This is a genomic window from Streptomyces spectabilis, from assembly GCF_008704795.1.
Classification (GTDB): domain Bacteria; phylum Actinomycetota; class Actinomycetes; order Streptomycetales; family Streptomycetaceae; genus Streptomyces; species Streptomyces spectabilis.
In genome coordinates, this window is sequence record NZ_CP023690.1 from 8,826,104 (window position 1) to 8,850,345 (window position 24,242).

General features: G+C 73.9%; 19 protein-coding genes and 1 riboswitch. Of the genes, 13 read left to right on the plus strand and 6 right to left on the minus strand.

All coding sequences use genetic code 11. From position 1 onward, the window contains the following. Nucleotides 1-70 precede the first annotated feature (70 nt). The 3 genes from CP982_RS37425 to CP982_RS37435 all read right to left on the minus strand — a co-directional run bounded on the left by CP982_RS37425 (nt 71) and on the right by CP982_RS37435 (nt 4,826). On the minus strand, nt 71-2,593 hold the full coding sequence (locus CP982_RS37425; RefSeq protein ID WP_150514540.1) for a polysaccharide lyase family 8 super-sandwich domain-containing protein: 2,523 nt from the start codon (nt 2,591-2,593) through the stop codon (nt 71-73). Between the two features lie 181 nt (nt 2,594-2,774). Then, nucleotides 2,775-3,836: a chitinase gene (locus CP982_RS37430; protein ID WP_150514541.1), complete on the minus strand. Its 1,062-nt coding sequence runs from the start codon at nt 3,834-3,836 to the stop codon at nt 2,775-2,777. Nucleotides 3,837-3,947: 111 nt separating this feature from the next. Then, on the minus strand, nt 3,948-4,826 hold the full coding sequence (locus tag CP982_RS37435) for an MBL fold metallo-hydrolase (protein WP_150514542.1): 879 nt from the start codon (nt 4,824-4,826) through the stop codon (nt 3,948-3,950). 147 nt (nt 4,827-4,973) lie between these two features. Between CP982_RS37435 and CP982_RS37440 the strand changes: the two genes are divergently transcribed. The 11 genes from CP982_RS37440 (at nt 4,974) to CP982_RS37490 (ending at nt 17,698) form a co-directional block, all read left to right on the plus strand. Then, nucleotides 4,974-5,174 carry a hypothetical protein gene (locus CP982_RS37440; RefSeq protein WP_150514543.1) on the plus strand — a complete coding sequence of 67 codons (201 nt, stop codon included), beginning with the start codon at nt 4,974-4,976 and terminating at the stop codon, nt 5,172-5,174. Continuing rightward, nucleotides 5,161-6,561: an amidase gene (locus tag CP982_RS37445; protein ID WP_150514544.1), complete on the plus strand. Its 1,401-nt coding sequence runs from the start codon at nt 5,161-5,163 to the stop codon at nt 6,559-6,561. The genes CP982_RS37440 and CP982_RS37445 overlap by 14 nt, the downstream gene beginning before the upstream one ends. A gap of 30 nt (nt 6,562-6,591) precedes the next feature. Next, complete coding sequence (locus tag CP982_RS37450; protein ID WP_150514545.1) at nt 6,592-7,161, plus strand: TetR/AcrR family transcriptional regulator; 570 nt, start codon at nt 6,592-6,594, stop codon at nt 7,159-7,161. 259 nt (nt 7,162-7,420) lie between these two features. Beyond that, nucleotides 7,421-8,485 carry a tRNA (adenosine(37)-N6)-threonylcarbamoyltransferase complex transferase subunit TsaD gene (gene tsaD / locus CP982_RS37455; protein ID WP_150514546.1) on the plus strand — a complete coding sequence of 355 codons (1,065 nt, stop codon included), beginning with the start codon at nt 7,421-7,423 and terminating at the stop codon, nt 8,483-8,485. Next, complete coding sequence (locus CP982_RS37460; protein WP_150514547.1) at nt 8,485-9,060, plus strand: GNAT family N-acetyltransferase; 576 nt, start codon at nt 8,485-8,487, stop codon at nt 9,058-9,060. The genes tsaD and CP982_RS37460 overlap by 1 nt, the downstream gene beginning before the upstream one ends. A 26-nt stretch (nt 9,061-9,086) precedes the next feature. Continuing rightward, entirely contained in the window at nt 9,087-11,747 is a 2,661-nt protein-coding gene (gene alaS / locus CP982_RS37465) for an alanine--tRNA ligase (RefSeq protein ID WP_150514548.1), read from the plus strand. A 110-nt stretch (nt 11,748-11,857) separates the two neighbouring features. Continuing rightward, nucleotides 11,858-12,038: riboswitch (cobalamin riboswitch) on the plus strand. Between the two features lie 172 nt (nt 12,039-12,210). Next, the gene (locus tag CP982_RS37470) at nt 12,211-13,710 is read left to right on the plus strand and encodes a CoA-acylating methylmalonate-semialdehyde dehydrogenase (RefSeq protein ID WP_150514549.1); all 1,500 of its coding nucleotides are present in this window, start codon (nt 12,211-12,213) and stop codon (nt 13,708-13,710) included. Between the two features lie 8 nt (nt 13,711-13,718). After that, nucleotides 13,719-14,894: an acyl-CoA dehydrogenase family protein gene (locus CP982_RS37475; protein WP_150514550.1), complete on the plus strand. Its 1,176-nt coding sequence runs from the start codon at nt 13,719-13,721 to the stop codon at nt 14,892-14,894. Continuing rightward, a complete protein-coding gene (locus CP982_RS37480) occupies nt 14,891-15,958 on the plus strand; it encodes an enoyl-CoA hydratase/isomerase family protein (protein WP_150514551.1) in 1,068 nt (355 codons plus the stop codon). The genes CP982_RS37475 and CP982_RS37480 overlap by 4 nt, the downstream gene beginning before the upstream one ends. Continuing rightward, nucleotides 15,952-16,899 (plus strand): 3-hydroxyisobutyrate dehydrogenase, encoded by a 948-nt coding sequence (gene mmsB, locus CP982_RS37485; RefSeq protein ID WP_268255501.1) that lies wholly within the window; start codon nt 15,952-15,954, stop codon nt 16,897-16,899. The genes CP982_RS37480 and mmsB overlap by 7 nt, the downstream gene beginning before the upstream one ends. Further along, nucleotides 16,892-17,698 (plus strand): enoyl-CoA hydratase, encoded by an 807-nt coding sequence (locus tag CP982_RS37490; RefSeq protein WP_150514552.1) that lies wholly within the window; start codon nt 16,892-16,894, stop codon nt 17,696-17,698. The genes mmsB and CP982_RS37490 overlap by 8 nt, the downstream gene beginning before the upstream one ends. 102 nt (nt 17,699-17,800) lie before the next feature. On the opposite strand, the gene CP982_RS37495 is transcribed toward CP982_RS37490, so the two are convergent. Together CP982_RS37495 and CP982_RS37500 are read right to left on the minus strand one after the other, a co-directional pair. Beyond that, nucleotides 17,801-18,484 (minus strand): HAD family hydrolase, encoded by a 684-nt coding sequence (locus CP982_RS37495; RefSeq protein WP_150514553.1) that lies wholly within the window; start codon nt 18,482-18,484, stop codon nt 17,801-17,803. A 44-nt stretch (nt 18,485-18,528) separates the two neighbouring features. Continuing rightward, nucleotides 18,529-19,020 carry an Lrp/AsnC family transcriptional regulator gene (locus tag CP982_RS37500; RefSeq protein WP_150514554.1) on the minus strand — a complete coding sequence of 164 codons (492 nt, stop codon included), beginning with the start codon at nt 19,018-19,020 and terminating at the stop codon, nt 18,529-18,531. Between the two features lie 179 nt (nt 19,021-19,199). On the opposite strand from CP982_RS37500, the gene CP982_RS37505 reads away from it, so the two are divergent. Further along, nucleotides 19,200-21,155, plus strand: coding sequence for an APC family permease (locus tag CP982_RS37505; RefSeq protein ID WP_150514555.1), 1,956 nt, complete (start codon nt 19,200-19,202; stop codon nt 21,153-21,155). A 212-nt stretch (nt 21,156-21,367) separates the two neighbouring features. Beyond that, the gene (locus CP982_RS37510) at nt 21,368-22,876 is read left to right on the plus strand and encodes an FUSC family protein (RefSeq protein ID WP_150514556.1); all 1,509 of its coding nucleotides are present in this window, start codon (nt 21,368-21,370) and stop codon (nt 22,874-22,876) included. A 30-nt stretch (nt 22,877-22,906) separates the two neighbouring features. Here the strand turns inward: CP982_RS37510 and CP982_RS37515 are convergent, their stop codons facing one another. Beyond that, a complete protein-coding gene (locus tag CP982_RS37515) occupies nt 22,907-24,211 on the minus strand; it encodes a phytase (protein ID WP_150514557.1) in 1,305 nt (434 codons plus the stop codon). Nucleotides 24,212-24,242: the final 31 nt, after the last annotated feature.

Here is a 24,242-nt window from a genome sequence, read left to right on the forward strand (position 1 = left end):
GCACACGGAATTTGCGGGTGTACACGACGGTGCGGCCGTGCCGGGAATTTCTCAAGGGGGCGCGGGCTTCTCAGGCGCGCAGGGCGACCGTGAAGCTGCGGCCGTACGCGTGGCGCGTCCTGACGTCGATCCGGGTGCCGCCGGGCACGGCCCGTACGCGCACCCCGTCGTCCGCCTCGACGACGCGCAGCGGGCGGCCGCGCAGCAGGACGCCGACGGTGTCCCTGCCCATGGTCGGATCGGAGACGGCGACGGAGGTGCGCCCGTCGCCGCGTCCCCGCCGTACGAGGACCGAGGCGGGCCCGTCCACGCGCAGGCGCCCCACGTCGTGGCGGCCGTCCGTGAAGGCGTTGAGGGCCGTCAGACCGAGCCCGCGGTGCGTGACCGCTTGCAGGCGCCGGGAGTTGGCGAGGACCGCGACGGACTCGTAGGACCGCAGCCGCGCCTCGGTCGCGTGCGGCAGCAGCGCGTACGCGAACCGCGCCGGGGCGGCACCGGCCTGCTGCTCGACCCCCACGGCGAACACGCGGCGGGTCACGGGCGTGTCCGGGTTCGCCGTCCTGACGACACGGCGGCTGCGCGTCACGTCGTCCAGGGCGACGCGCACCGGGGGCGTGTCGAGGAAGGCGTAGCCGACCGCGCCGCCCCGCGAGGCGTCGGCCCAGCGCAGCCAGGCGAGGCGGCCGACCCCCGTGCCGCTCCAGGACCGCCCGTCGCGCAGCGCCCCGGTGAGGACCACGCGGTCGCCCGGCGCGGCGATCCGCGTGTCGAGGGTCGTGGTCACCGCTCGTCCGGCGGCGTCCGCGACGTCCGCCGCGAGCACGACGACCTCCTCGTCGAACAGGAACCACGACTTGGTGGCGGAGGCGTTGCGGTACGTCACGAAGTCGTCCGGGAGCACAGCCCGGTCGCGGTGGGCGACATCGCTCGACTGCACCATCCCGGCGGCGCCGTACGCGCCGAGGACGGCACCGCCCGAGAACGGGTGGGTGCCGCGCGGGAAGTAGACGTAGGTGTTCTGCGACTCGGAGGACGAGGTGAAGCGCAACGGGTGGGACGGGTTGTCGTAGTACGGCTTCCCGTACAGCTCGGGCACGGAGCGGCGCGTCTGCACCGGGGCCGTGACCCCGGCGAGTCCGTACGGCGAGACGGTGGTGAAGTAGTCGACCCCGAAGGCGCCCGTCTGGTCCTGCCCGGACAGATACAGATAGTGCGCTCCGTCGCCCTGGAACCAGGGCAGCAGGTTCTCCCCGTTCATGTACTCGTACTTGCTGATCCGGTCCGAGCTGCGGGCGAGCGCGAAGGCGTAGCCGGGCCTGCGGTGCACGGTCCTGTCCATGGCGTTGAAGGCGACGCACCGCGCGGCGGGGTTGAGGTCCGCGGCCGGGACGGACGCGTCGCGCACGATGTCGGCGTACCGCACGACGCTGACGGGGGAGACGAACCGGCTCGGGTCGAGGGCGACGCGGGACGACTGCCGCACGTGTTTCACATAGCTCCGCAGGGCGCGCGCGTCCTCGCCGCGCGCGAGCGACGCCAGGTCGACGACGGCTTCGACGACCACGCCCACGTCGGTGTAGCCGCTGTCGGTGCGGGACACCGCCCGGCCCTTGACGATCTCCATCATCCAGCCTTCGAAGATCACCGGCGCGAAGCCGTCGCGCACCCACCGCAGCACGACCGGCACCAGCTCCTCGCCGTGCGCGAACCCTGTTCCGTCGAGGAACTTCAGGGTCTGCACCACCCGGCTGAGGAGGCCCTTCCCGTACGAGCCCGTATAGGCGACGGAGGAGTGCTGGATGAACGATCCGTCGGCGTAGTACCCGTCCGTCACCCCGTGCTTGAGGTCGTACGGGTCGATGGTCGCGAACACCGTCAGCTGGTCGGTGAGCGCCTTGCGCACGCGCGCGTCGTCGGCGAGCAGGACGCCCTGGAGGACGCGGTTGGTGGTGATGTCCGCGAGGTTGGCCCCGGTGTGGAACCGGGAGTCGAGGTTCACGTCCCCGCCGACGCCGTTGCGCAGGTACGCGTCCATGGAGGCGACGTACGCGCGGATCAGCTCGGGGCGGTGGGCGCGGACCGCGTCGGCGAGGAGCGTCAGCGTCCTGCTGATGTGCTGGGAGATCCCGATCTCCCAGTGGAACCAGTTGCCGTAGTAGCCCTTGGCCTGGTCGCCGTAGTACCGCTCGCGCAGCCACACCAGGCCGTCGACGACGCGGCGCTGCACGGCGGTGTTCTCGTACAGGTCGGGGGAGGGGAGCCCGGGCGCGCGGGTGGCGAGGGCGATCTCGTACAGCTTGCGGAAGGCGGTGTTGAGATTGGCCTCGTCGGCGCCGAGCGCGAGGCCGTCGAACAGCTCGTCCGGTCCCGCGTCGTCGAGCGCCTTCAGGTTCGCCCGCGCGGTGCGCTCGACGGCGTCGAGCTTGGTTCGTGTCTCGGCCCTGCCGTTGGACTCCGCGGTCCCGGCGAACACGGCCACCACGTTGGCGACGAGGCGGTCCCGGTCCGCCGCGTCCGCCTGCCGCGAGGGCACGACGCTCAGCAGCCCGGCGGCCGCGAGCGCGGACAGCAGACGTCTGCGGGTGAGGTCCATGGGGTCCTCCGCGAGTGGGGGTGGCCTGTCGGCGGGCGGAGTCAAGCAGAGGGACGGGGCCCGGGCAAGGGGGCGGGGCCGGTGCGGTGCGATCCGGCCGGGCCCGGCACGGACGACGTCCTCCGCCCGGTGGCTGCCGCCGGGCGGAGGACGTCGGTGGGGGGTCGTCGGGCGGCCGGGCTCAACGCCCCTGGAGGCGCTTGACGTTGTCGCCGAACGTCCAGTTCCGGGAGCCGTCCCAGTTGATGGACCAGGTCATCAGGCCCTTGAGGGCGCCGTTGTAGTGGTTCCAGGCCTGGGAGACCAGGCTCGGTGACATGTGCCCGCCGCCCGCGCCCGGCTGCGCGGGCAGGCCCGGCACCTGCTTGTCGTAGGGGACCTTGACGGTGGTGCCCTGGATGTTCAGGCCCTTGTTGAGGCAGTCGGTCTGGGCGACGAAGCCCTGGACGGTGCCCGCGGAGTAGGAGTCGCCGGAGCAGCCGTACATGCTGCCGTTGTAGTACTGCATGTTCAGCCACCACAGGCGGCCGTTGTCCGCGTACTTCTTGACGATCGGCAGGTACGCTCCCCAGATCGAGCCGTACACCACGCTGCCGCCGGTGACGTACGCCGTCTCCGGGGCCATCGTCAGGCCGAAGTTGGGCGGCATCTGGGCGAGCACGCCGTCGATGATGCGGATGAGGTTGGACTGGGACGGCGACAGCTGGTTGATGTTGCCGCTGCCGACGAGGCCGGTCTCGATGTCGATGTCGATCCCGTCGAAGTTGTACTTCTTCAGGATCGGCACGATCGTCTGCACGAAGCGGTCGGCCACCGCGCTCGAACTCAGGTCGATCCCGGCCGCCGCGCCGCCGATCGACATGAGGATCGTGGCGCCGTTGGCCTTGGCCTGGCACATCTCCGCCGGGGTCGCCACCTTCACGGTGGCGTCCATGCCGTCCTCCCACAGCACCGTGCCGTCGGAGCGGATCACCGGGAAGGCGGCGTTGATCACGTTGTAGCCGTGGGCGCCCATGCGGGAGTCGGTGATCGGGGTCCAGCCGAAGGGCGGGTGGACCCCGTTCGAGGCGCCGTCCCAGTTCTCCCAGTAACCCTGGAGCACCTTGCCCGCGGGCCGGGACTTGACCGCGCAGGTGTCGTCCCGCGATGTCGCCGGCGCGTCCGGCGCCGCCGCGGCGGGCAACTGTGCGGCGAAGGCCAGCGCCAGGGCCGCTCCCAACAGACGTACCGTCCGACCGATCATGGCGTGCTCCCTCGGGGAGGCCTTGCTGCGGATGGGAAGTGATGCGGCAGACGGTAAGTAGGTATAGACCTTTCGTCAATAGGTCTGGTCCAACATGAAACTGTCGACGCGTCAGACGCCGAGCCGCCAGCCGTCCCCTTCGGCGGTGACCCGGCCCCCGGTCGGCGGGGCGAAGTGGGTGCCGAGCAGGAGTGCGCCGCTGTCCGCGGCCGAGCCGAGCAGGGTGCGGCGGGTCCTGCGGGCGAGGGCGGGGTCGATGTCCACGCAGCTGGAGATCTCCGGGTGTGCCAGCTGGACGGGGTGGTGGACGGCGTCCCCGGTGATCAGCGCGGTGGCGTCGCCGTCGCCCAGCTCGACGGCGACCTGGCCGGGGGTGTGGCCGGGGGCCGGGAGGAGGCGCAGGCCGGGGCCGAGCGCGACGGGCCCTTCCGTGATGTCCGCGAAGTCGAGCAGCCCCGCCTCGTGGACGGGGTGCACCGAGTCCCGGAACAGCTGGCGCCGGGACTCCTCCATGTCCGCGGCCGCCCAGTGGTCCCACTCCGTACGGGTGGTGAGGTAGCGGGCGTTGGGGAAGGTCGGCACCCAACTCCCGCTGTCCAGGCGGGTGTTCCAGCCGACGTGGTCGGCGTGCAGATGCGTGAGGATCACCAGGTCGACGGAGTCGGGCGGAAATCCGGCGGCGGTGAGCCGGTCGAGGTAGTCGGTGTCCAGGTCGTTCCAGGCGGGCAGCGCGCGCTCCTTGCCGTTGCCGATGCCCGTGTCGACGAGGATCCGCCGACCGTCGACGGTGAACGCGAAGCTGTGGCTGGACGCGCGCAGCACGCCCTCGTCGTCGGCGAAGTCCGGGGTGAGCCACGGTGTCCGGGCCACGGTGTCCGGGGTGGCGTCGGGCAGGAGCCAGGCGCCCGTCTCAGGCGGGAAGTCGATCTCGTCGACGCGGTGCACGGCGACGTTCCCGACGGTCCAGGTGGGGGCGGGGCGGTGGGTCATGGAGTGCTCCGTGTCTCGAAGGGCTGCCGGAGGCGCGCGGCGTCCGGCGGGCTTAAAGCAATGCCTTTGCGTTTAGTGGAGGCTAGCCCCTAGGGTGGGCTAAAGCAAACCCTTAGCTTTTGCTGTTCCGACTGGAAGGACAGGCCCATGACCCCCCTCGACCTCGACCCACCCGACGCGGCCCGCTGGGCCCGGCGCGCCGGGCTGCCCCTGGCCGACGAGCGCCTCGGCGCCGTGGCCGCCACCGCCGCGCACATCCACGCCGTCGTCGCGACCCTGCGCGAGCTCGACCTCACCGACGTGGCGCCCGCCGCCGTCGGAGTGGAGGTGCGCGATGCGACCCTATGAGCTGACCGTCGCCGCCGCGGCAGCCGCGATCGCCACGGGCGAGCTGTCCCCGGTCGAGCTGACCGCGTCCGTCCTGGACCGCGTCGCGGAGGTGGAGCCGGGGCTCAACGCCTATGTGGCCGTGCGGCCCGAAGCCGCCCGCCGCGCCGCCGAGCGGGCGGAGCGCGAGCGCACCGCCGGGCGCGCGCACGGCCCCCTGCACGGCGTCCCGTTCGCCCTGAAGGACCTCATCGACGTCAAGGGGCAGTCCACGAGCGCCAGTTCACGCGTGCGCGACGGCCATGTGGCGGACGCCGACAGCACCGTCGCCGCCCGGCTCGCGGCCGCGGGCGCCGTGCTCCTGGGCAAGGCCCACACGCACGAGTTCGCCTACGGCCTGACGACGCCCCAGACCCGCAACGCCTGGGACGCCGAGCGGGTCGCGGGCGGGTCGAGCGGCGGCTCGGCCGTCGCCGTCGCGGCCGGGACCGCGCTCTTCTCGATCGGCACCGACACCGGCGGCTCCATCAGGGTCCCCGCCGCGCTCAACGGAGTGGTCGGCCTGAAGCCCACGTACGGCCTGGTGCCCACGCAGGGAGTGACCGCCCTGTCCTGGTCCCTCGACCACGTCGGCCCGATCACGCGCACGGTCCAGGACGCCGCGCTCGTGCTCCCCGCCCTGACCGGTGGCGCGGAACTCCCGTACGTGGAAGGGGATCTGACGGGCCTTCGGGTCGGCGTCCCCGCCAACTACTACTTCGACCGCGTCACCCCCGACGTCGAAGCGGCCGTGCGCGACGCCGTCGAGCGCCTCCGTGACCTGGGAGCCGAACTCGTCGACGTGCGGATCCCGATGACCCGCTACATCCAGGCGGTCCAGTGGGGCCTGATGGTCCCCGAGGCCAGCGCGAACCACGAGCGGACGCTGCGCACCGCGCCCGAGCTCTACGGGGACGACATCCGGGTCCTCCTCGAAGCGGGAGAGCTGTTCCACGCGGGCGACTACCTGCGGGCGCGGCGCGCCCGCACCCTGATGAGCCAGGAGTGGGCGCGGCTCCTGGAGGAGGTCGACGTCATCGCCGCTCCCACCGTGCCGCTGACCGCCGCCCGCACCGGGCAGCACACCGTGGAGTGGCCCGACGGCACCGTGGAGAGCGTGTCGGACGCCTACGTCCGCCTGTCCGCACCCGCCAACATCACCGGCCTTCCCGCGCTGACCGTGCCCGTCGGCCGCGACGGCGCCGGGCTGCCCATCGGCATGCAGCTCGTCGGTCGCCCGCGCGCCGAGCGGACGCTGCTGCGCGCCGGGCGGGCGTACGAGATGACGCGCCCGGACGCGGGGGCCATCGCCCCGGGAAGGGTGGCCTCCGCCCTGGGGAGGGCGGAGGCGGCCCTTCCGTCCCCGTAGAAGCTAGGAATTCGCGTTAAGGTGAACGGCATGAGTCCCAGGCCCATGGCCCGACCCGGGGGGCGCAGCGCCCGGGTGCAGGCGTCCGTGCACGCCGCCGTGCGCGAGCTCGAGGCGGAGCGGGGCCGCGCGGCCCTGACCGTCCCGCTGGTCGCGGCGCGGGCCGGGGTCACGCCGTCCACCGTCTACCGCCGCTGGGGCGACCTCCAGGAGCTCCTGTCGGACGTCGCGGTCGAGCGCCTCAGGCCCGAGGCGGACCCCGCGGACCACGGCGGCTTCCGCGCCGACCTGACGGCGTGGACCGAGCACTTCCTGGAGGAGATGTCGTCGGCGCCGGGCCGGGCCTATCTGCGCGACGCGCTCCTCGGCGACCCCGGGAGCGGCAACGCGAGCCGCTGTTCCGACTACTCCGCCGAGCACATCGACCTGCTCCTGGCCCGCGCCGCCGAGCGCGGCGAGCGGCCGCTGCCGGAGCGCGAGGCCGTCATGGACCACGTGGTCGCGCCGCTGCTCTTCCGCATCCTGTTCCGGCCGGACGGCCTGTCGCCGCAGTACGCGCGCGGACTCGTGGAAGAGGCCCTCGGGGCGAGCGCCCGCTGAGCACGGCACGGCCGGTGGCCCGGGGAAGACCCCGGGTCACCGGCCTTCGCACGTCAGGACTCGGGTGCCGCCGGATCCGCACTTCGCGCGGACAGCCCGCGACGACCGGCTCGTCCGCGACCTGCATGTGGGAGCGGGCCGCTTCCAGGGTTCACGAGGTCACCGGCTGGCCGTCGCGCCTTATTGCACATCGCTTGCAATTACTATGGACAGGCAGTAGCCGGGCCGGTCGGCACGCGGAGGAAGCGGGAGTACACGCATGGCACCCCCTCGGATCGTTCTGGGGATCGAGTCTTCTTGCGACGAGACCGGGGCAGGTCTCGTACAGGGCGGACGGCTGCTCGGGCACGCCGTCGCGTCCAGCATGGACGAGCACGCCCGCTTCGGCGGCGTCGTCCCCGAGATCGCCGCCCGCGCCCACGTGCACGCGCTGAACCCGGTGGTCCGCCGCGCCCTCGACCGAGCGGGGCTGCGGCTCGGCGACATCGGCGCCGTCGCCGTGACGACGGGGCCCGGCCTGTCCGGCGCCCTCCAGGTCGGCCTCGCCGGGGCGAAGGGCCTCGCGTACGCGCTCGACGTGCCGCTGTACGGCGTGCACCACCTGGCCGGGCACGTCGCCGCCGACACCCTGGAGCACGGCCCGCTGCCCGACCCGTGCGTGGTCCTCATCGTGTCCGGCGGCCACACCTCGCTGCTGCTCGTGCGCGACCTCGCCCGCGACCCGATCGCGCACCTGGGCGACACCCTGGACGACGCGGCGGGGGAGTGCTTCGACAAGGTGGCCCGCGTCTTCGGCCTGCCCTACCCGGGCGGCCCGGCCGTCGACCGCGCGGCCCGCGAGGGCTCCCCGGACGCGGTCGCCTTCCCGCGCCCGCTGACCGGGCCGCGCGACGACCCGTACGCCTTCTCCTTCTCCGGCCTCAAGACCGCCGCGGCCCGCTGGGCCGAGAGCCACCGGGGCGGCGAACTGCCAGTCGCCGACGGGGCCGCCGCACTCCAGGAGGCCGTCGCCGACGTCCTCACCCGCAAGGCGGTCGCGGCCTGCGCCGCGCACGGCGTGGGCACCCTCGTGGTCGTCGGCGGCGTCGCCGCCAACTCCCGGGTGCGGTCTTTGGCCGAGGAGCGCTGCCGGGCCGCGGGGATCACCCTGCGCGTCCCGCCGCTCGGCCTGTGCACCGACAACGGCGCGATGATCGCCGCGGTGGGCGACCTCCTGGTGCGCGCGGGCGCCGAACCCGCGCCCCTGGACGTGTCCATCGACCCGTCGGCGCCCCTTGAGTACGCCGCGCTGCACCCCGTCGGCGCCTTCGCGAGGGCCGCCTGATGGCCGCCGTCGTGCACCGCCTCGCCGGCCCCGCGCTGCTCGCCCACCGCGACGGCATCCGCGCGGTCTACGCCGCCGCGTTCGCCGAGCCGCCCTGGCACGCGGAGCCCGCCGAGGCCGACGGCTACCTCACGCGCCTCGCGGGCGACGTGCAGCGGCCCGGCTTCGCGGGCGCGGTGGCCCTCGACGGCGAGCGGGTGCTCGGCTTCGCCACGGCCTGGACGTCGAGCACCCCGCTGCCCGGCACCCGCTCCTACCCGCGCGTCACCGCCGCGCTCGGCGCCGAGCGCGCCGCCGCGTGGCTGTGCGGCGGCACGGAGGTCGACGAACTCGCCGTCTCGCCCGCCGCGCACGGCCGCGGACTCGGCCGTACGCTCCTCGAAGCGGTCACGCGCGACGCGCCCGACGCCCGCTGCTGGCTGCTCACGTCCGTGCGGGCCGACGCCACCGTCCGCTTCTACGAGCGGCTCGGCTGGCGGCAGGTCACCCACCCCGCGCCCGACGGGTACGGCACCGCCGTCTTCCTCGGCCCCGGCCACCCGGCGCGTGCCGCCGCCGTCCTACCGTCCCTGTAACCACTGAACCCCCGCCGGAGCACGCCTTGCGCACCGCCGACATCCGCACCCGCTTCCTCGACTTCTTCGCCGAGCGGGGCCACACCGTGGTGCCCAGCGCCCCGCTGCCGACGCCCGACCCGACGCTCCTGTTCGTCAACGCGGGCATGGTGCCGTTCAAGCCGTATCTGACGGGCGAGGTCGCACCGCCCTGGCCGCGCGCCACCAGCGTGCAGAAGTGCGTGCGCACCCTCGACATCGAGGAGGTCGGCAAGACCACCCGGCACGGCTCGTTCTTCCAGATGAACGGCAACTTCTCCTTCGGCGACTACTTCAAGGAAGAGGCCATCACCTTCGCCTGGGACCTGAGCACCCGCTCCGTCGCCGACGGCGGCTACGGGCTCGACCCGGCGAAGATCTGGGTGACCGTCCACCACTCCGACGACGAGTCGCGCGGCCTGTGGCGGCGCGTCGCCGACCTGCCCGACGAGCGCATCGTGGCCCGAGGCGACGAGGACAACTTCTGGTCCATGGGCGTGCCCGGACCCTGCGGCCCCTGCTCGGAGCTGTACTACGACCGGGGTCCCGCGCTCGGCCGCGCGGGCGGCCCGGCCGTCGACGAGGACCGGTACATGGAGTTCTGGAACCTCGTCTTCATGCAGTACGAGCGCGGCGAGGGCACCGGCAAGACCGGCTACCCGATCCTCGGCGAACTCCCGCGCCGCAACATCGACACCGGCATGGGCCTGGAGCGCATGGCCACCCTGCTCCAGGGCGTCGACAATCTGTACGAGATCGACGAGACCCGGCCCGTCCTCGACCGCGCCGCCGAACTCGCCGGGGTGCGCTACGGCGCCGACGCCGCCCAGGACGTGCGCCTTCGCGTCGTCGCCGACCACGTCCGCACCGCCCTGATGCTGCTCGCCGACGGCACCGCGCCCGGCAACGAGGGCCGCGGCTACGTCCTGCGCCGCATCCTGCGCCGCGCCGTGCGCTCCATGCGCCAGCTCGGCCACGGCGACCCGGCCCTCGCGGACCTGCTGGCCGTCGCCCGCGACCGGATGGCGCCGAGCTACCCCGAGGTCGCCGACGCCTACGCGCGCATCGCCGACCAGGCCCAGGGCGAGGAGGACGCCTTCCGCGCCACCCTCAAGCAGGGCACCACGGTCCTGGACACCGCCGTCACCCGGGTCAAGGCCGACGGCGGCCGCCAACTGCCCGGCGCCAAGGCCTTCCTGCTGCACGACACCTACGGCTTTCCCATCGACCTCACCCTGGAGATGGCCGCCGAGCAGGGCGTCGAGGTCGACCGCGAGGGCTTCACGGCCCTCATGCGCGAGCAGCGCGAGCGGGCCCGCGCCGACGCCCGCGCCCGCAAGTCCGGGTCCGCAATCGACACCTCGGCCCTGCGCGCCGTCCTCGACGAGCACGGGCCGACCGACTGGCGTGCCTGGGACACCCTGGCGACGGACTCCCGCGTCCTCGCGCTCATGGGCCCGGCCGGCCCCGTGCCCCTCGCCCGCGCCGGCGAGATCGTCACCGCCGTCCTCGACCGCACGCCGTTCTACGCCGAGTCCGGTGGGCAGGACAGCGACGCCGGACGGCTCTCCGGTGCGTCCCTCGAAGCCGATGTGCTCGATGTGCAGCGGCCGCTGCCCGGCCTGGTGGCCCATCAGATCAGGGTCACCGCAGGTGAGTTGGCCGTCGGCGGTCGCGTGCACGCCGCCGTCGACCCCGAGTGGCGGCTCGGTGCGCGCCAGGCCCACTCGGGCACCCACGTGCTGCACGCCGCCCTGCGCGAGATCCTCGGCCCGACCGCCCTGCAGTCCGGCTCCTACAACCGCCCCGGCTATCTGCGGCTCGACTTCCCCTGGCGCGGGGGCCTCTCCGCCACCGTCCGCAGCGAGGTCGAGGAGGCCGCCAACCGGGCGCTCCGCCGCGACCTGCCCGTCGGCGTGCGCTGGATGACGCTGCCCGAGGCCAAGGAGCTCGGCGCGCTGGCGCTGTTCGACGAGACGTACGGCGAGCGGGTCCGGGTGGTCGAGATCGGCGGTGCCTGGTCGCGCGAGCTGTGCGGCGGCACCCACGTCGAGCACGCGTCCCAGGTCGGCGTGGTCGCCCTGACCGCCGAGTCGTCGGTGGGCGCGGGCATGCGGCGCCTGGAGGCCGCGGTCGGCGTCGAGGGCTTCGGCTATCTCGCGCGCGAGCGCGACCTGGTCGCCCGGATCGCCGAGCAGGTGCAGGCGCCGCGCGCCGAACTCCCCGACCGGGTCGCCGCGTTGCTCGACCGGCTCAAGGCCGCGGACCGGGAGAACGAGCGCCTTCGGCAGTCGGCCCGTGCCGCCCGCGCCGCCGAACTCGCCGGGCAGGCCGTCGAGGTGGCGGGCGCGTACGTGGCCACCGCGACGACGGACGGCGACGCGGGCGCCGCGCGGGCCCTGGCCGTCGAAGTGCGCGGACGGCTGCGCGCCGAGCGCCCCGGCGTGGCCGCCGTGACTCTCTCCGGCGCCAAGCCGGTCCTCGCCGTGGCCGTGAACGAAGCGGCAAGGACAGCGGGTCTGTCGGCCTCCGCCCTGGTCAAGCGGCTGCTCGGCGGACGCGGCGGCGGCTCGGACGAGGTGGCGCAGGGCGGCGGAGCGGACCGGGAGCGGCTCGCGGCCGCGGTGGCCGGGCTCCCCGGCGTCGTACGCGAGGAACTCGGCGCCTAGCGGCCGGGTGACGGGCGGCCGCCGTGCGGGGACACGGCGGCCGCCGAGGGGGCGACAGGGGTGGGGCAGGGGTTGGCCTCTGTGGACTTACTAGGACGTCCAAGTATATCGTCGTGACCAAGGCCCGCGGTGCAGGGAAGCCGGTGTGAATCCGGCACGGTCCCGCCACTGTGACCGGGGAGCGCGTTCCCGTGGAGGTTCGAACGCCACTGACGGAGAAGTCCGTTGGGAAGGCGGGGGAGCGCGCGCTGATCCGGGAGTCAGGATACCGGCCGTGGGGTGTTCCGTGTTGTCCACGAGGATGGAGCAGACACGCATGGCCCCGGTGCGCACCCGCGACCCTGGAATTCCGGACCTGCGAGCGGTGACCCCCGCTGTCTGAAGGCCGTTCCGCGTGCCCGCGGAGGCGCGCGGCCCGGCCCTGCCGTCCCCGGACCACACCTGACGAAAGAAGCAGGCCCCCATGGTCCGTGAACTGACCCATCTCGTCGGCGGCGAGCACACCCCGGGAACCTCGGGAAAGCACGCCGACGTGTACGACCCCAACACCGGCGACGTCCAGGCGCGCGTCCCCCTCGCGCACCGCGCGGACACCGAGGCGGCGATCGCGAACGCCGCCGAGGCGCAGCCCGCCTGGGGCGAGTGGAACCCGCAGCGCCGCGCCCGCGTCCTGCTCCGGTTCCTCCAGCTCGTCGAGGGCGAACGCGACTCCCTGGCCCGCCTGTTGTCGGCCGAGCACGGCAAGACCGTCGCCGACGCGCACGGCGACCTCCAGCGCGGCCTGGAGGTCGTGGAGTTCGCCGCGGGCATCCCGCACCTGCTCAAGGGCGAGTTCACCGACAACGCCGGGACCGGCATCGACGTGCACTCGCTGCGCCGCCCCCTCGGCGTCGTCGCCGGGATCACGCCCTTCAACTTCCCCGCGATGATCCCGCTCTGGAAGGCCGCACCCGCGCTGGCGTGCGGCAACGCCTTCATTCTCAAGCCGTCCGAGCGCGCCCCGTCCGTACCGCTGCGCCTCGCCGAGCTGTTCCTCGAAGCGGGCCTGCCGCCCGGCGTCCTGAACGTCCTCAACGGCGGCAAGGAGTCCGTCGACACGCTCCTGGAAGACCCGCGCGTCAAGGCGCTCGGCTTCGTCGGCTCCACGCCGATCGCCGCGCACGTGTACGCCACCGCCGCCGCCCACGGCAAGCGCGCCCAGTGCTTCGGCGGCGCCAAGAACCACCTGATCGTGATGCCGGACGCGGACCTCGACCAGGCCGTCGACGCGCTGATCGGCGCGGGCTACGGCTCCGCGGGCGAGCGCTGCATGGCGATCTCCGTGGCGGTCCCGGTCGGCGAGGCCACCGCCGACGCCCTCGTCGCTCGCATCAAGGCGCGCGTCGGAGCCCTGCGCATCGGCCGCTCCGACGACCCCGAGGCCGACTTCGGGCCGCTGGTCGGCCGCGACGCCGTCGACCGCGTCCGCTCCTACGTCGACCTCGGCGTCGAGGAGGGCGCCGAACTCGTCGTCGACGGGCGCGACTTCACCCTGCCCGGCCACGAGCGCGGGTTCTTCGCGGGCGCGTCCCTCTTCGACCGCGTCACCCCGGACATGCGGATCTACCAGGAGGAGATCTTCGGCCCCGTCCTGTCCGTCGTACGGGCAGCCGACTACGAAGAGGCGCTGCGGCTGCCCACCGAGCACCCCTACGGCAACGGCGTCGCGCTCTTCACCCGCGACGGCGGGACGGCCCGCGACTTCACCCGGCGCGTGGACACCGGCATGGTCGGCGTCAACGTGCCCATCCCGGTCCCCGTCGCGTACCACACCTTCGGCGGCTGGAAGCGCTCCGGATTCGGCGACCTCAACCAGCACGGCCCGGACGCCATCCGCTTCTACACCCGCACCAAGACCGTCACCTCGCGCTGGCCCTCGGGGGCGAAGGACGGCGCGAGCTTCACGATCCCGACGACGGCGTGAGCGGCCCGATGAAGACCGCGACCCCCACCGCCGCCACGACCACCACCTTGCTCACCGCGGACCAGCTCGCGCTCGTCGAGACCACCCTCGACTTCGCCGAGGAACACCTCGCCCCCCACGCCGTCACCTGGGACCAGGAGAAGCACTTCCCGGTCGACGTGCTGCGCAAGGCCGCGGACCTCGGGCTCGGCGGCGTGTACGTCGACGAGGCCGCGGGCGGCTCGGGCCTCACCCGGTCCGACGGCGTCCTCGTCTTCGAGGCGCTCGCCTCCGGCTGCCCCTCCGTCGCCGGCTATCTGTCCATCCACAACATGGTCGCCTGGATGATCGACCACTACGGCGACCGGGCCCAGCGCGCCCGCTGGCTGGGGCCGCTGACCTCCATGGACCGGCTCGGCAGCTACTGCCTCACCGAGCCGGGCGCGGGCTCCGACGCGGCCGCCCTGAGCACCCGCGCCGAGCGCGACGGCGACGCGTACGTCCTCACCGGCGTCAAGCAGTTCATCTCCGGCGCGGGCGCCTCCCACGTGTACGTGGTGATGGCCCGCACCGGCGGCGGCGGATCCGAGGGCGTGTCCGCGTTCGTCGTCGAACGCGACGACCCCGGCCTGTCCTTCGGCGCGAACGAGAAGAAGATGGGCTGGAACGCGCAGCCCACCCGGCAGGTCGTCCTCGACGGCGTGCGCGTGCCCGCCGACCGGCTGCTCGGCGCCGAGGGCGACGGCTTCCGCATCGCCATGAACGCCCTGAACGGCGGCCGCCTCGGCATCGCCGCCTGCTCCCTCGGCGGTGCCCGCAGCGCCCTCGACCGCAGCCTCGTCCACCTCGCGGACCGGGAGGCGTTCGGGGCCCCGCTGCTCGACGCCCAGGCGCTGCGCTTCGAGCTCGCCGACATGGCGACCGAGCTCGCGGCGGCCCGCGCCCTGGTCCGGCAGGCCGCGCAGGCCCTCGACCAGCGCGACCCGCAGGCACCGCAGCTGTGCGCCATGGCCAAGCGGTTCGCCACCGACACCGGCCACTCCGTCGCCGACCGCGCCCTCCAACTCCACGGCGGCTACGGCTATCTGACGGAGTACGGCATCGAGAAGCTCGTCCGCGACCTGCGCGTCCACCGCATCCTGGAAGGAACCAACGAGATCATGCGTCTGATCGTGGCCCGCGGCCTCACGGGAGCGCTGCGATGACCGAGGAGCCCGTCCTGATCCGCACCGAGGGGCGCGCCGGCCACATCACCCTCAACCGGCCGCGCGCCCTGAACGCCCTCACCCACGCCATGGTCCGCGCCGTCGACGAGGCGCTGACCGCCTGGGCGGCGGACCCGGCCGTCGAGACCGTCGTCCTCACCGGCGCGGGCGAACGCGGCCTGTGCGCGGGCGGCGACATCCGGCAGATCCACGAGGACGCGCGCACCGGCGGCGGCGCGTCGGCGGACTTCTGGCGCGACGAGTACCGCCTGAACGCCCGCATCGCCCGCTACCCCAAGCCGTACGTCGCCGTGATGGACGGCATCGTGATGGGCGGCGGCGTCGGGGTCTCCGCGCACGGCAGCGTCCGCGTCGTCACCGAGCGCTCCCGGATCGCCATGCCCGAGACCGGCATCGGCTTCGTCCCCGACGTCGGCGGCACCTACCTGCTCGGTCTCGCGCCCGGCGAACTCGGCACCCACCTGGCCCTCACCGGCGAGCCGGTGGGCGCGCGGGACGCGCTGACGTGCGGACTCGCCGACCACTTCGTCCCGGCCGCCGACCTGCCGCGCCTCGTCGCGGACCTCGCGGCAGAGCCGGTGCGCGACGTCCTCGCCCGGTACGTGACCGAGGCACCGGCCGGATCGCTCGCCGGGCAGCGGGAGTGGATCGACGCCTGCTACCCGGCCGCGACCGTCGAGGAGATCGTCGACCGGCTCCAGGCGCACGGCTCCCCGGCCGCGAAGGAGGCCGCCGAGACCCTGCTCGGGAAGTCGCCCACCGCCCTCAAGGTCACCCTCAGGGCGCTGCGCGAGGCCCGGCGGCTCGGCCCCCTGGAGCGGGTCCTGGAGCAGGAGTACCGCGTCTCCTGCGCGGCCCTCGGCTCCGCCGACCTGGTGGAGGGCATCCGCGCCCAGGTCATCGACAAGGACCGCGCCCCGCGCTGGTCCCCGGCCGCGCTCGCCGACGTCACCGGCGCCGACGTGGACCGCTACTTCCTGCCGCTCGGCGCGCGCGACCTCGCGCTCGGCGCCGGCGGCCCGGCACAGGAGGAACCGTGGTGAACCCCAGCGCACAGGACCGGCCGTGCGGCGTCGTCGCCTTCGTGGGCCTCGGCCACATGGGCGGTCCGATGGCCGCCAACCTCGTCCGGGCCGGACACCGCGTCGTGGGCCACGACCTGGTGCCTCGGGCGCTCGACGCCGCCGTCGCCGCGGGGGTCGAGGCCGCCCCCTCGGCGGTGGCCGCCGCGGCGGACGCGGACGTCGTCCTCACCATGCTCCCCGCGGGCCGTCACGTCCTCGCCCTCTACGAGGAGGAGGGCCTGCTCGCCGCGGCCCGCCCCGGCACGCTGTTCGTGGACTGCTCCACGATCGACGTAGCCGACGCCCGCGCCGCGCACGCGGCGGCCGCCGCCGCGGGGCACGCCGCCGTCGACGCCCCGGTCTCCGGCGGCGTCATGGGCGCGGAAGCGGGCACGCTCACCTTCATGGCCGGCGGCGCCGACACGGACGTCGCCCGAGCCGAGCCGCTGCTGTCCGCGATGGGCAAGAAGACCGTGCACTGCGGGCCCGCGGGCGCCGGGCAGGCCGCGAAGATCTGCAACAACATGATCCTCGGCATCTCGATGATCGCCGTGAGCGAGGCCTTCGTCCTCGGCGAGAGCCTCGGCCTGTCCCACCAGGCCCTGTACGACGTGGCGTCCACGGCGTCCGGCCAGTGCTGGGCGCTCACCACCAACTGCCCCGTGCCGGGCCCGGTCCCCGGCTCGCCCGCCAACCGCGACTACCGCCCCGGCTTCGCCGCCCCCCTGATGGCCAAGGACCTGGGCCTCGCCGCCGCCGCTATCCGCGCGGGCGAGGTGCGCGCCGAACTCGGCCTGCGCGCCGCGGAGATGTACCGGGGCTTCGCCCAAGGGCCCGGAGCCGAACAGGACTTCTCCGGGATCGTCGAGACCCTCAGGAACGAGCCCCTCAGGAATCCGGAAGGACAGGCGCATGAGTGACCCCGCCGAGACCCGCACCGACGCCTACGAGACCATCCTCGTCGACCGGGCCGCCGCCCCGCGCACCGCCCTGCTCACCCTCAACCGGCCCAAGGCGCTCAACGCCCTCAACCTCCAGGTCATGCGGGAGGTCGTCGCGGCGGCGGAGGAGCTCGACCGGTCCCCGGACATCGGCTGCATCGTCCTGACCGGGTCCGCCAGGGCCTTCGCCGCGGGCGCCGACATCAAGGAGATGCGCCCGCACGGGTACATGGACATGTACCTCAGCGACTGGTTCACGGCGTGGGACCGGCTCGCCCAGCTGCGCACGCCGACGGTCGCCGCCGTGTCCGGCTACGCCCTCGGCGGCGGCTGCGAACTCGCCATGCTCTGCGACGTCCTGCTCGCCTCCGACACCGCGGTGTTCGGCCAGCCCGAGATCAAGCTGGGCGTGATCCCCGGCATCGGCGGCTCCCAGCGCCTGACCCGCGCCGTCGGCAAGGCCAAGGCCATGGAGCTGTGTCTGACCGGCCGCACCATGGACGCCGCCGAGGCCGAACGCGCCGGGCTCGTCTCCCGGATCGTCCCCGCGGAGGACCTGCTCGCCGAGGCCCTGGCGGTCGCCGAGACCGTGGCGGGCATGTCGCTCCCCGTCGCGATGATGGCCAAGGAGGCCGTGAACCGCGCCTTCGAGACCACCCTCACGGAAGGCGTCCGCTTCGAACGCAGGCTGTTCCACGCGGTGTTCGCCGTCGCGGACCAGAAGGAAGGGATGGGGGCGTTCGTGGAGAAGCGCCCGCCGGAGTTCCGCCACCGGTAGCACGAGGTGGGATTGCCGCGACGGGCCGTGGTTCGCCTTTCGGTCCGTCGTGGCTGGGCGCGCAGTTCCCCGCGCCCCTTTCGGGGCGCACGTCCACCGGCCCTAGCGTCCAGCCAGCCAGTCCACCACGGCCCGGGCCGAGAACTCCGCCTGCCCGCCCCGCACCAGGAGGTCCGCCGCGGCGAACGCCGGATCGTCCGCCTGCGCGGGGACGTAGGGAATCGCGACGCACCGCATGCCCGCGGCCTTGGCGGCCAGGGCCCCCGGCACCGCGTCCTCCAGGACCACACAGCGCTCGGGCCCGGTCCCGAGCAGCTCAGCGGCGGCCAGGAAGACGTCCGGCGCGGGCTTGCCGCGGGCGACCTGGTCGGCCGACACAAACGTCTTCAGGTACGCGTCCAGGCCCGTTCCCGCCAGAATCGCCTCGATCGCGGCGCGCGAGGAGCCCGAGGCCACGGCCATCGGCACCCCCGCCTCGTGCAGCAGCTCCACGAACGCCGCCATCTGCGGGTAGACGCGCGTGGACGTGCGGGCCAGCTCCAGATAGCGCCGGTTCTTGTCCGCGAGCAGCTCGGGGAGCGGCGCGCTCAGACCGTACAGCTCCTTCCAGCGGGCCAGGGTCTCCTGCGTGGAGATGCCCACGTACGTCTCGTGGTCCTGCCAGGTGAAGTCCGTGACGCCCTGCTCGGCGAGCAGTTGCCGTCCCGCCTCGAAGTAGTTGGGCTCGCTGTCCACGAGCGTGCCGTCGAGATCGAAGATGACCGAGGTGTCGTTCAAGGCGCTCATGCCCCCAGCATGCCAAGAGCGTGATCAAGCCGAAGTGGCCGCCGTCACTTTCTCCGGGACTCCTCGGCGGCCGCCCTGCCCACCGACTCCACGAGCGGCAGGAGCCGGTGCGGAACGCGTTCGCGCAGCGCCATCTCCGTCCGGGTGCGCACCACGCCCGGCAGCTGGATCAGCCGCTGGATCACGTCCTCCAGGTGCCCGTTGTCGCGGGCGGCCACCCGGGTCAGCAGATCGCCGCCACCGGTGATCGAGAAGGCCTCGATGATCTCCGGGACCGCGGCCAGGGCGTCCCCGACCTCGTCCAGATGCCCCTGCGTGACCTCGATGTGCACGAAGGCGAGGACCGGGTGGCCCAGGGCGGCGGGGGACAGCGAGGGTCCCGTCCCCGTGATCACCCCGTCGCGTTCCATGCGGTCCAGGCGGGCCTGGAGCGTCCCGCGCGCGATGCCGAGCACGCGCGCGTACTCCCGCACGCTGGTACGCGGCTGCTCCAGGAGCAGCCGCAGGATGCGGGTGTCCAGCTCGTCGACGGCCACGGGCCCTTGGCCTCCCCGGTACGCGGATTGATCGCGGCCGACTGTACCAATGGCCCAGTGGAGCGGCAGCGCCGCGCATCAGGACGCCCGTCGGGCGCCGCACGCGGTCCGGTACGCCGATCGGCTCTTGGCCGGGGTGGCCCCTCGGCTTCCGCGCCGGGCACCGGTGTCATGGAGCCATGGCCACGACCGACCGCCCCGCGGGCGTCCCGGAACCCGTCCCGTACCGCCTGAAGCGGCTGCTGCTCGGTCCGCCTCTGGTCACTGCGCGCATCCGCAAGGAGAAGCTCGACAACCGCACCGCGCTCGGCGTACTTGCCTCGGACTGCGTCAGCTCGTCGGCGTACGGCAGCGAGGAGATACTGCGCGTCCTCGTTCCCGTCGTCGGCGTCGCCGCGTTCACCCTGCTGATGCCGGTGACCGGGGCGATCCTGCTGATCCTCGTCCTGTTGACGCTCTGCTACTGCGACGTCGTCATGATCTACACGCGCGCGGGCGGCTCGTACGTCGTGGCCCGGGAGAACTTCGGGCCCGACGTCGCGCAGATCGCGGCCGTCGCCCTGCTCGTCGACTACGTGGTCACCGTCGCCGTGCAGGTGTCGGCGGGCACCAACGCGCTCATCTCGCTCGCGCACCTGGTCGGCGACGGCTGGACGGGCCTGGACCACCTCCAGGTGCCGTTCAGCGTCGGGATGATCCTGCTGCTCGCGTACGGCAATCTGCGCGGGCTCAGGGAAGCGGGGCGGGTCTTCGCCGTGCCCGCGTACCTGTTCATGGCGGCGGTCGGTCTGTTGCTCGTGGTCGGGCTCGTCCGCTGGGCGCTCGGTGAGCTGCCGCACGCCGACGTGCGCGCGGCGGGCGCGGTGCCGCTGGGCGAGACGGGGGACGGCTGGCTGTACGGGGCCTCGCTGTTCATGGTGTTGCGCGCCTTCGCCAACGGCGGCTCCTCGCTCACCGGGCTCGAGGCGATCTCGAACGGCATCTCCGTGTTCCGCGAGCCCCAGGGCGCCAACGCCCGCCGCACCCTGGTCACGATGAGCTGTGTGCTCGGCGTCCTCGTGCTCGGGATCTCCTGGCTCGCGCACCTCACCCACGCGCTGCCCTACACCGACGGCACGCCCACGGTGATCGCGCAGGAGGCGCACCTCGTCTTCGGCGGTGGCTGGGCCGGGACCGCCGGACTCGTCTTCGTCCAGCTGGCCACCGCCCTGATCCTCTACACCGGGGCGAACACGCCGTTCACCGGCTTCCCCTATCTGGCGAGCTTCGTCGCCGAGGACCGCTTCCTGCCCCGGCAGCTCACCCGGCGCGGCCACCGGCTCGTCTTCTCCAACGGCATCATCTGCCTGGCGGCGGTCTCCCTGGCCCTGCTGCTCGTGACCGACGCCAATGTGGACAAGCTGGTCGCGCTCTACGCGATCGGCGTGTTCACCGCCTTCACCATGGCCGGATCCGGTCTCACCGCGTACCACCTGCGGCGACGGGAGGCGGGGCGGCTCTGGAAGATCGCCGTCAACGCGACCGCCGCCGTGGTCTCGGCGGCCGTCGTGCTGGTCTTCGCCGTCACCAAGTTCACCGAGGGCGCCTGGCTGGTCGTCGTGGTCTTCCCGCTCGGCGTGTGGGTGCTCATCCGCATCAACCGCGAGTACCGCGCCGAGGCCGCGGCCCTGGCGGCGCTGCCGCCCGCCGAGGAGGGCGACCGGCCGCGCTGGCGGCGGCACGTGGTGCAGATCCTGGTGGACGCCTTCGACCCGGCCGTCTTCCAGGCGCTGCGGTACGCGCACGAGATCCGTCCCGACGAGGTGCGGGCCGTGCACGTCGCCGTCGACGGCCCGCGCGCGCGACGCCTCGCGGCACGCTGGGCGGAGAGCCGGGCGACGGACGTGCCGCTGGAACTCGTCGACTGCCAGGACCGGCGCCTGGAGCGGGCCCTCATCGACCACGCGGCCGGGACCACGGCCGACGGCGACACCGCGCTGACCCTGCTCATCCCGCACCGCGCCTACCGCACCACCCTCGGCCGGCTGCTGCACCGCGGCGGCGGAGAACGCCTGGCCCACGCCCTGGAAGGCCTGCCGTCGGTGGCCGTCACGGTGCTGCCGTACGCCGTGCCGGTACCGGGAAAGCCCCGCTGACCTGCGGACACGCTGGCCCGATGGCCTGTTCACGGCCGAATATGAGGACGTCAAAGTATGCCAATGGCTCAGTGGATCAAGGCCAGGTTGAGCCAACGGGCCTGTTGATGATGTGATGTACCGGTCGATGGCGCTGCGGATCCCGCGGCGCCTTTTTCATGCGGGCGTATCCGCGCGGAGGCGCGCGGGTGCGGGAAGGAGCGGACACGCAGGTGCTGAAGAGAGCCTTCGTCGCGCCGGATCCGGGACTGCTGCGGCTGCGCAGCGCGAGCCGGGCCGTGCTCGGCATCGGAGCGGCCGTCGCCCTGTGCGGCCTCGTCGGGCACTCGCTCGTCGCGGCCATCATCGGCGGCCTCGCCGCGCTGCTCGCGCTCTTCACCGTCCTGGACCCGACCGTGCGCGGCCAGGCCGGGACCACGGCGCTGCTGCCCGTCGTCGGCCTCCCGGTGCTCGCTCTCGCGGCCGCGCTGCACGACTACCCGCTGGTGCGGGACGCGGCCTTCCTCGCGGTGACGGGCCTCGGCGTGTACGCGCGCCGGTGGGGCCCGCGCGGGCACTCGCTCGGCGTGTTCGCGTTCATGATGTTCTTCGCGGCGCAGTTCCTGCACGCGCGGACCGGCCAGCTGCCCGAGCTGTTCGCGGCCATCCTGCTGTCCGTGTGCGCGGCCGCCGCCGTCCGGTTCGGCGTCTGGTGCTACGAGCGCGGCCTCCCGCCCGCGGCGGCGCCGGCGCCCCTCGCGGCCACCGGGCTCGCCCGGACGACCACCCGGCAGGCGATTCAGGCCACCGCGGGCGCGGCCTTCGCGCTCGCCCTGGGGCAGATGCTGTCGCAGGAGCGCTGGTACTGGGCGGTCGGTGCCACCTGGTGGGTGTTCGTGAACACCACCTCGCGCGGCGAGACGCTGGTGCGCGGCTTCCGGCGGTTCCTGGGCACCGCGATCGGGATCGCGCTCGGCTTCGTCCTGGCCGTGCCGCTGCACACGGAGCCGGTCGCCGCCGCCGTCATCGTGGCCGTCTGCGTCTTCGGGATCTTCTACACCGCCGCCGTCTCGTACACGTGGATGATGCTGGCGGTGACCGTGATGGCGAGCATGCTCTACGGGCTCCTCGGCGTGCTCGATCCGGCGCTGCTCGCCCTGCGGGTCGGCGAGACCGCCGTCGGTGCCCTCGGCGCCGCGCTCGCGGTCCTGCTTGTGCTGCCCGTCACCACCCACGCCGTCACCGACGGGTGGATCCAGCGGGCGCTGCGCTGTGTCCACGCCTGCACCGCCGAGGCCGCCGCCCGGCTGCGCGGCACGGCGGACGCCGACCCGGCCCCGCACGTCGCCGAGCTCGAGGCGCTGCTCGGCCGGGTGCGGCTCTCGCTAGCCCCGCTGCTGCACCCGCTCAACCCGCTGCTCGCCCGCAAGGAGCGGGCGCGACGGGTCCTGGCCCTCCTCGACGACTGCGCGCGCGAGGTCCGCGGCCTCGCCTCGATCGCCGCCGACGCGGAGGCCTCGCACGACGACCGCCTCACCGCGGCGTGCTGGCGCGTGGAGGCCGCCGTGGAGGCGCTGACCGCGCCCGAGGCCGCGACGGGGCGCAGGCCCGACGCCGCGGCCCCGGCCCACTCAGGGGTGGTCGAAGGCGCGCTCGCCCACGTGCACGGCCTGGAGCAGGCCCTGGCGCAGCTCGCCGAACCGCTCCAGGCCCCCGGCCGGGCGCGGCTGAGCGGCGGGTGAGCCCGCCCGGCACGGGAGCCGGGCACGCCGTCAGGGGTCGAGCGCGTCCAGGACGTCCCTGAGGTCGACGAACTTGAAGCCGGTGGCGCCGCGCTCGCCGTCCTCCGGCGTGGCGTGGCCGTCCTGGACGACCAGCAGGCCGTGCGGGTACTTGCGGCCCAGCGGCGCGTTGAGCACGGCCGCCCCGTCGCACTCCTCGGAGCCGTCGGGGCCGCCCGGCGCGGCCGTCACCCGGAAGCCGCCCTCGTACTCGTGGCCGTCGGACGCCTCGCGGTCGAAGGCGGCGAAGGTGTCGTCGCCCTGGCTGGAGGCCAGCAGATGGCCGTCGCCGTCCCGCTCGGTGAGCAGCGTGAGGCCTTCGACGTCCGCCGACAGACGCGTGCCGCCGTAGCCGGGGTCGGCGCCCGGCACGCACTCCTCGGTCTGCTCGTCGTACGTGCCCGGTACGCCGTACTCGCGCACCTTCTCCTGGAGCCGGGGCGTGCCGGTCAGGTCGGCGCGCAGCCGCCAGATGCCGACGTCCTCCTGGCCCGCGAAGAGCGTGCCGCTCGCGGGGTCCACCACCATGCCCTCGACCTGCGGTCCTTCGCCCGGCTCCGCGCAGGGGGACCAGGACGTGCCGTCGGGCAGGCGGAAGGCGGCGGGCAGGTCGAGGGTGCGGACCTTGCGGTAGCCCACCGTGCCCCCCGGCCCCGCGGTCAGTTCGAGCAGCGCGAGGGCGGTGCGCTCGCGCCGGCTGACCACGGCGTACGAGCGGCCCGTCGCACGGTCCTTCCAGGTCGCGAGGCCGTAGGCGGTGCGCTGCTCGTTGACCTCGTCCTGGGAGGCGGAGAACACCCGGGGCGCGGCCGGGTCGGTGACGTCGGTGAGGGGACCGCCGGGGCGGTCGCGGTCGACGCGGTAGATCCGCAGCCGGTCGGTGCCGCGGTCGCTGGTCACCGCGACGTCGGCGCGGCCCGAGCCGAGGCCGATCCCGTGCACCAGGTCGACGTTGTTGAAGCGGCCCGGCGCGTCGCCGGGGCCCGGCGACGCGGGCGCGGGGACCGACTGCACCTCGCGGGCGTCCAGGTCGTAGACCCGCAGACCGCCCTCCTTCGCGGTGGCGATCACGAGGCTGCGCTCCGGGGCGGCCGGATCGCGCCAGATGGCCGGGTCGTCGGCGTCGGCGTTGCCGCCCGCCTCGTCGTCGTACAGCACGGGGGTCTCGGCGCGGGGTGTGACCCCGGGCAGCGCCGTGGCGGCCCCCGCGGTGGGGGCGGCGGTCAGCGCGGTGAGGGCGGCGAGGGTGAGGGCGAGGGACGCGGACGCGGCGCGGGTTCTGCGGGAGGTCTCCACGAGAGGCTCCTCGGGTTCCTTCGGGTCGGGG

What these genes read in the sequence shown, in the direction of transcription:
- CP982_RS37505 (WP_150514555.1), top strand. Translation starts at nt 19,200, where the DNA reads ATGGCCACGACCGACCGCCCCGCGGGCGTCCCGGAACCCGTCCCGTAC.
- CP982_RS37490 (WP_150514552.1), top strand. Translation starts at nt 16,892, where the DNA reads ATGAGTGACCCCGCCGAGACCCGCACCGACGCCTACGAGACCATCCTC.
- CP982_RS37495 (WP_150514553.1), bottom strand. Translation starts at nt 18,484, where the DNA reads ATGAGCGCCTTGAACGACACCTCGGTCATCTTCGATCTCGACGGCACG.
- CP982_RS37480 (WP_150514551.1), top strand. Translation starts at nt 14,891, where the DNA reads ATGACCGAGGAGCCCGTCCTGATCCGCACCGAGGGGCGCGCCGGCCAC.
- tsaD (WP_150514546.1), top strand. Translation starts at nt 7,421, where the DNA reads ATGGCACCCCCTCGGATCGTTCTGGGGATCGAGTCTTCTTGCGACGAG.
- CP982_RS37475 (WP_150514550.1), top strand. Translation starts at nt 13,719, where the DNA reads ATGAAGACCGCGACCCCCACCGCCGCCACGACCACCACCTTGCTCACC.
- CP982_RS37450 (WP_150514545.1), top strand. Translation starts at nt 6,592, where the DNA reads ATGAGTCCCAGGCCCATGGCCCGACCCGGGGGGCGCAGCGCCCGGGTG.
- CP982_RS37460 (WP_150514547.1), top strand. Translation starts at nt 8,485, where the DNA reads ATGGCCGCCGTCGTGCACCGCCTCGCCGGCCCCGCGCTGCTCGCCCAC.
- CP982_RS37470 (WP_150514549.1), top strand. Translation starts at nt 12,211, where the DNA reads ATGGTCCGTGAACTGACCCATCTCGTCGGCGGCGAGCACACCCCGGGA.
- CP982_RS37445 (WP_150514544.1), top strand. Translation starts at nt 5,161, where the DNA reads ATGCGACCCTATGAGCTGACCGTCGCCGCCGCGGCAGCCGCGATCGCC.
- CP982_RS37435 (WP_150514542.1), bottom strand. Translation starts at nt 4,826, where the DNA reads ATGACCCACCGCCCCGCCCCCACCTGGACCGTCGGGAACGTCGCCGTG.
- CP982_RS37430 (WP_150514541.1), bottom strand. Translation starts at nt 3,836, where the DNA reads ATGATCGGTCGGACGGTACGTCTGTTGGGAGCGGCCCTGGCGCTGGCC.
- CP982_RS37425 (WP_150514540.1), bottom strand. Translation starts at nt 2,593, where the DNA reads ATGGACCTCACCCGCAGACGTCTGCTGTCCGCGCTCGCGGCCGCCGGG.
- CP982_RS37440 (WP_150514543.1), top strand. Translation starts at nt 4,974, where the DNA reads ATGACCCCCCTCGACCTCGACCCACCCGACGCGGCCCGCTGGGCCCGG.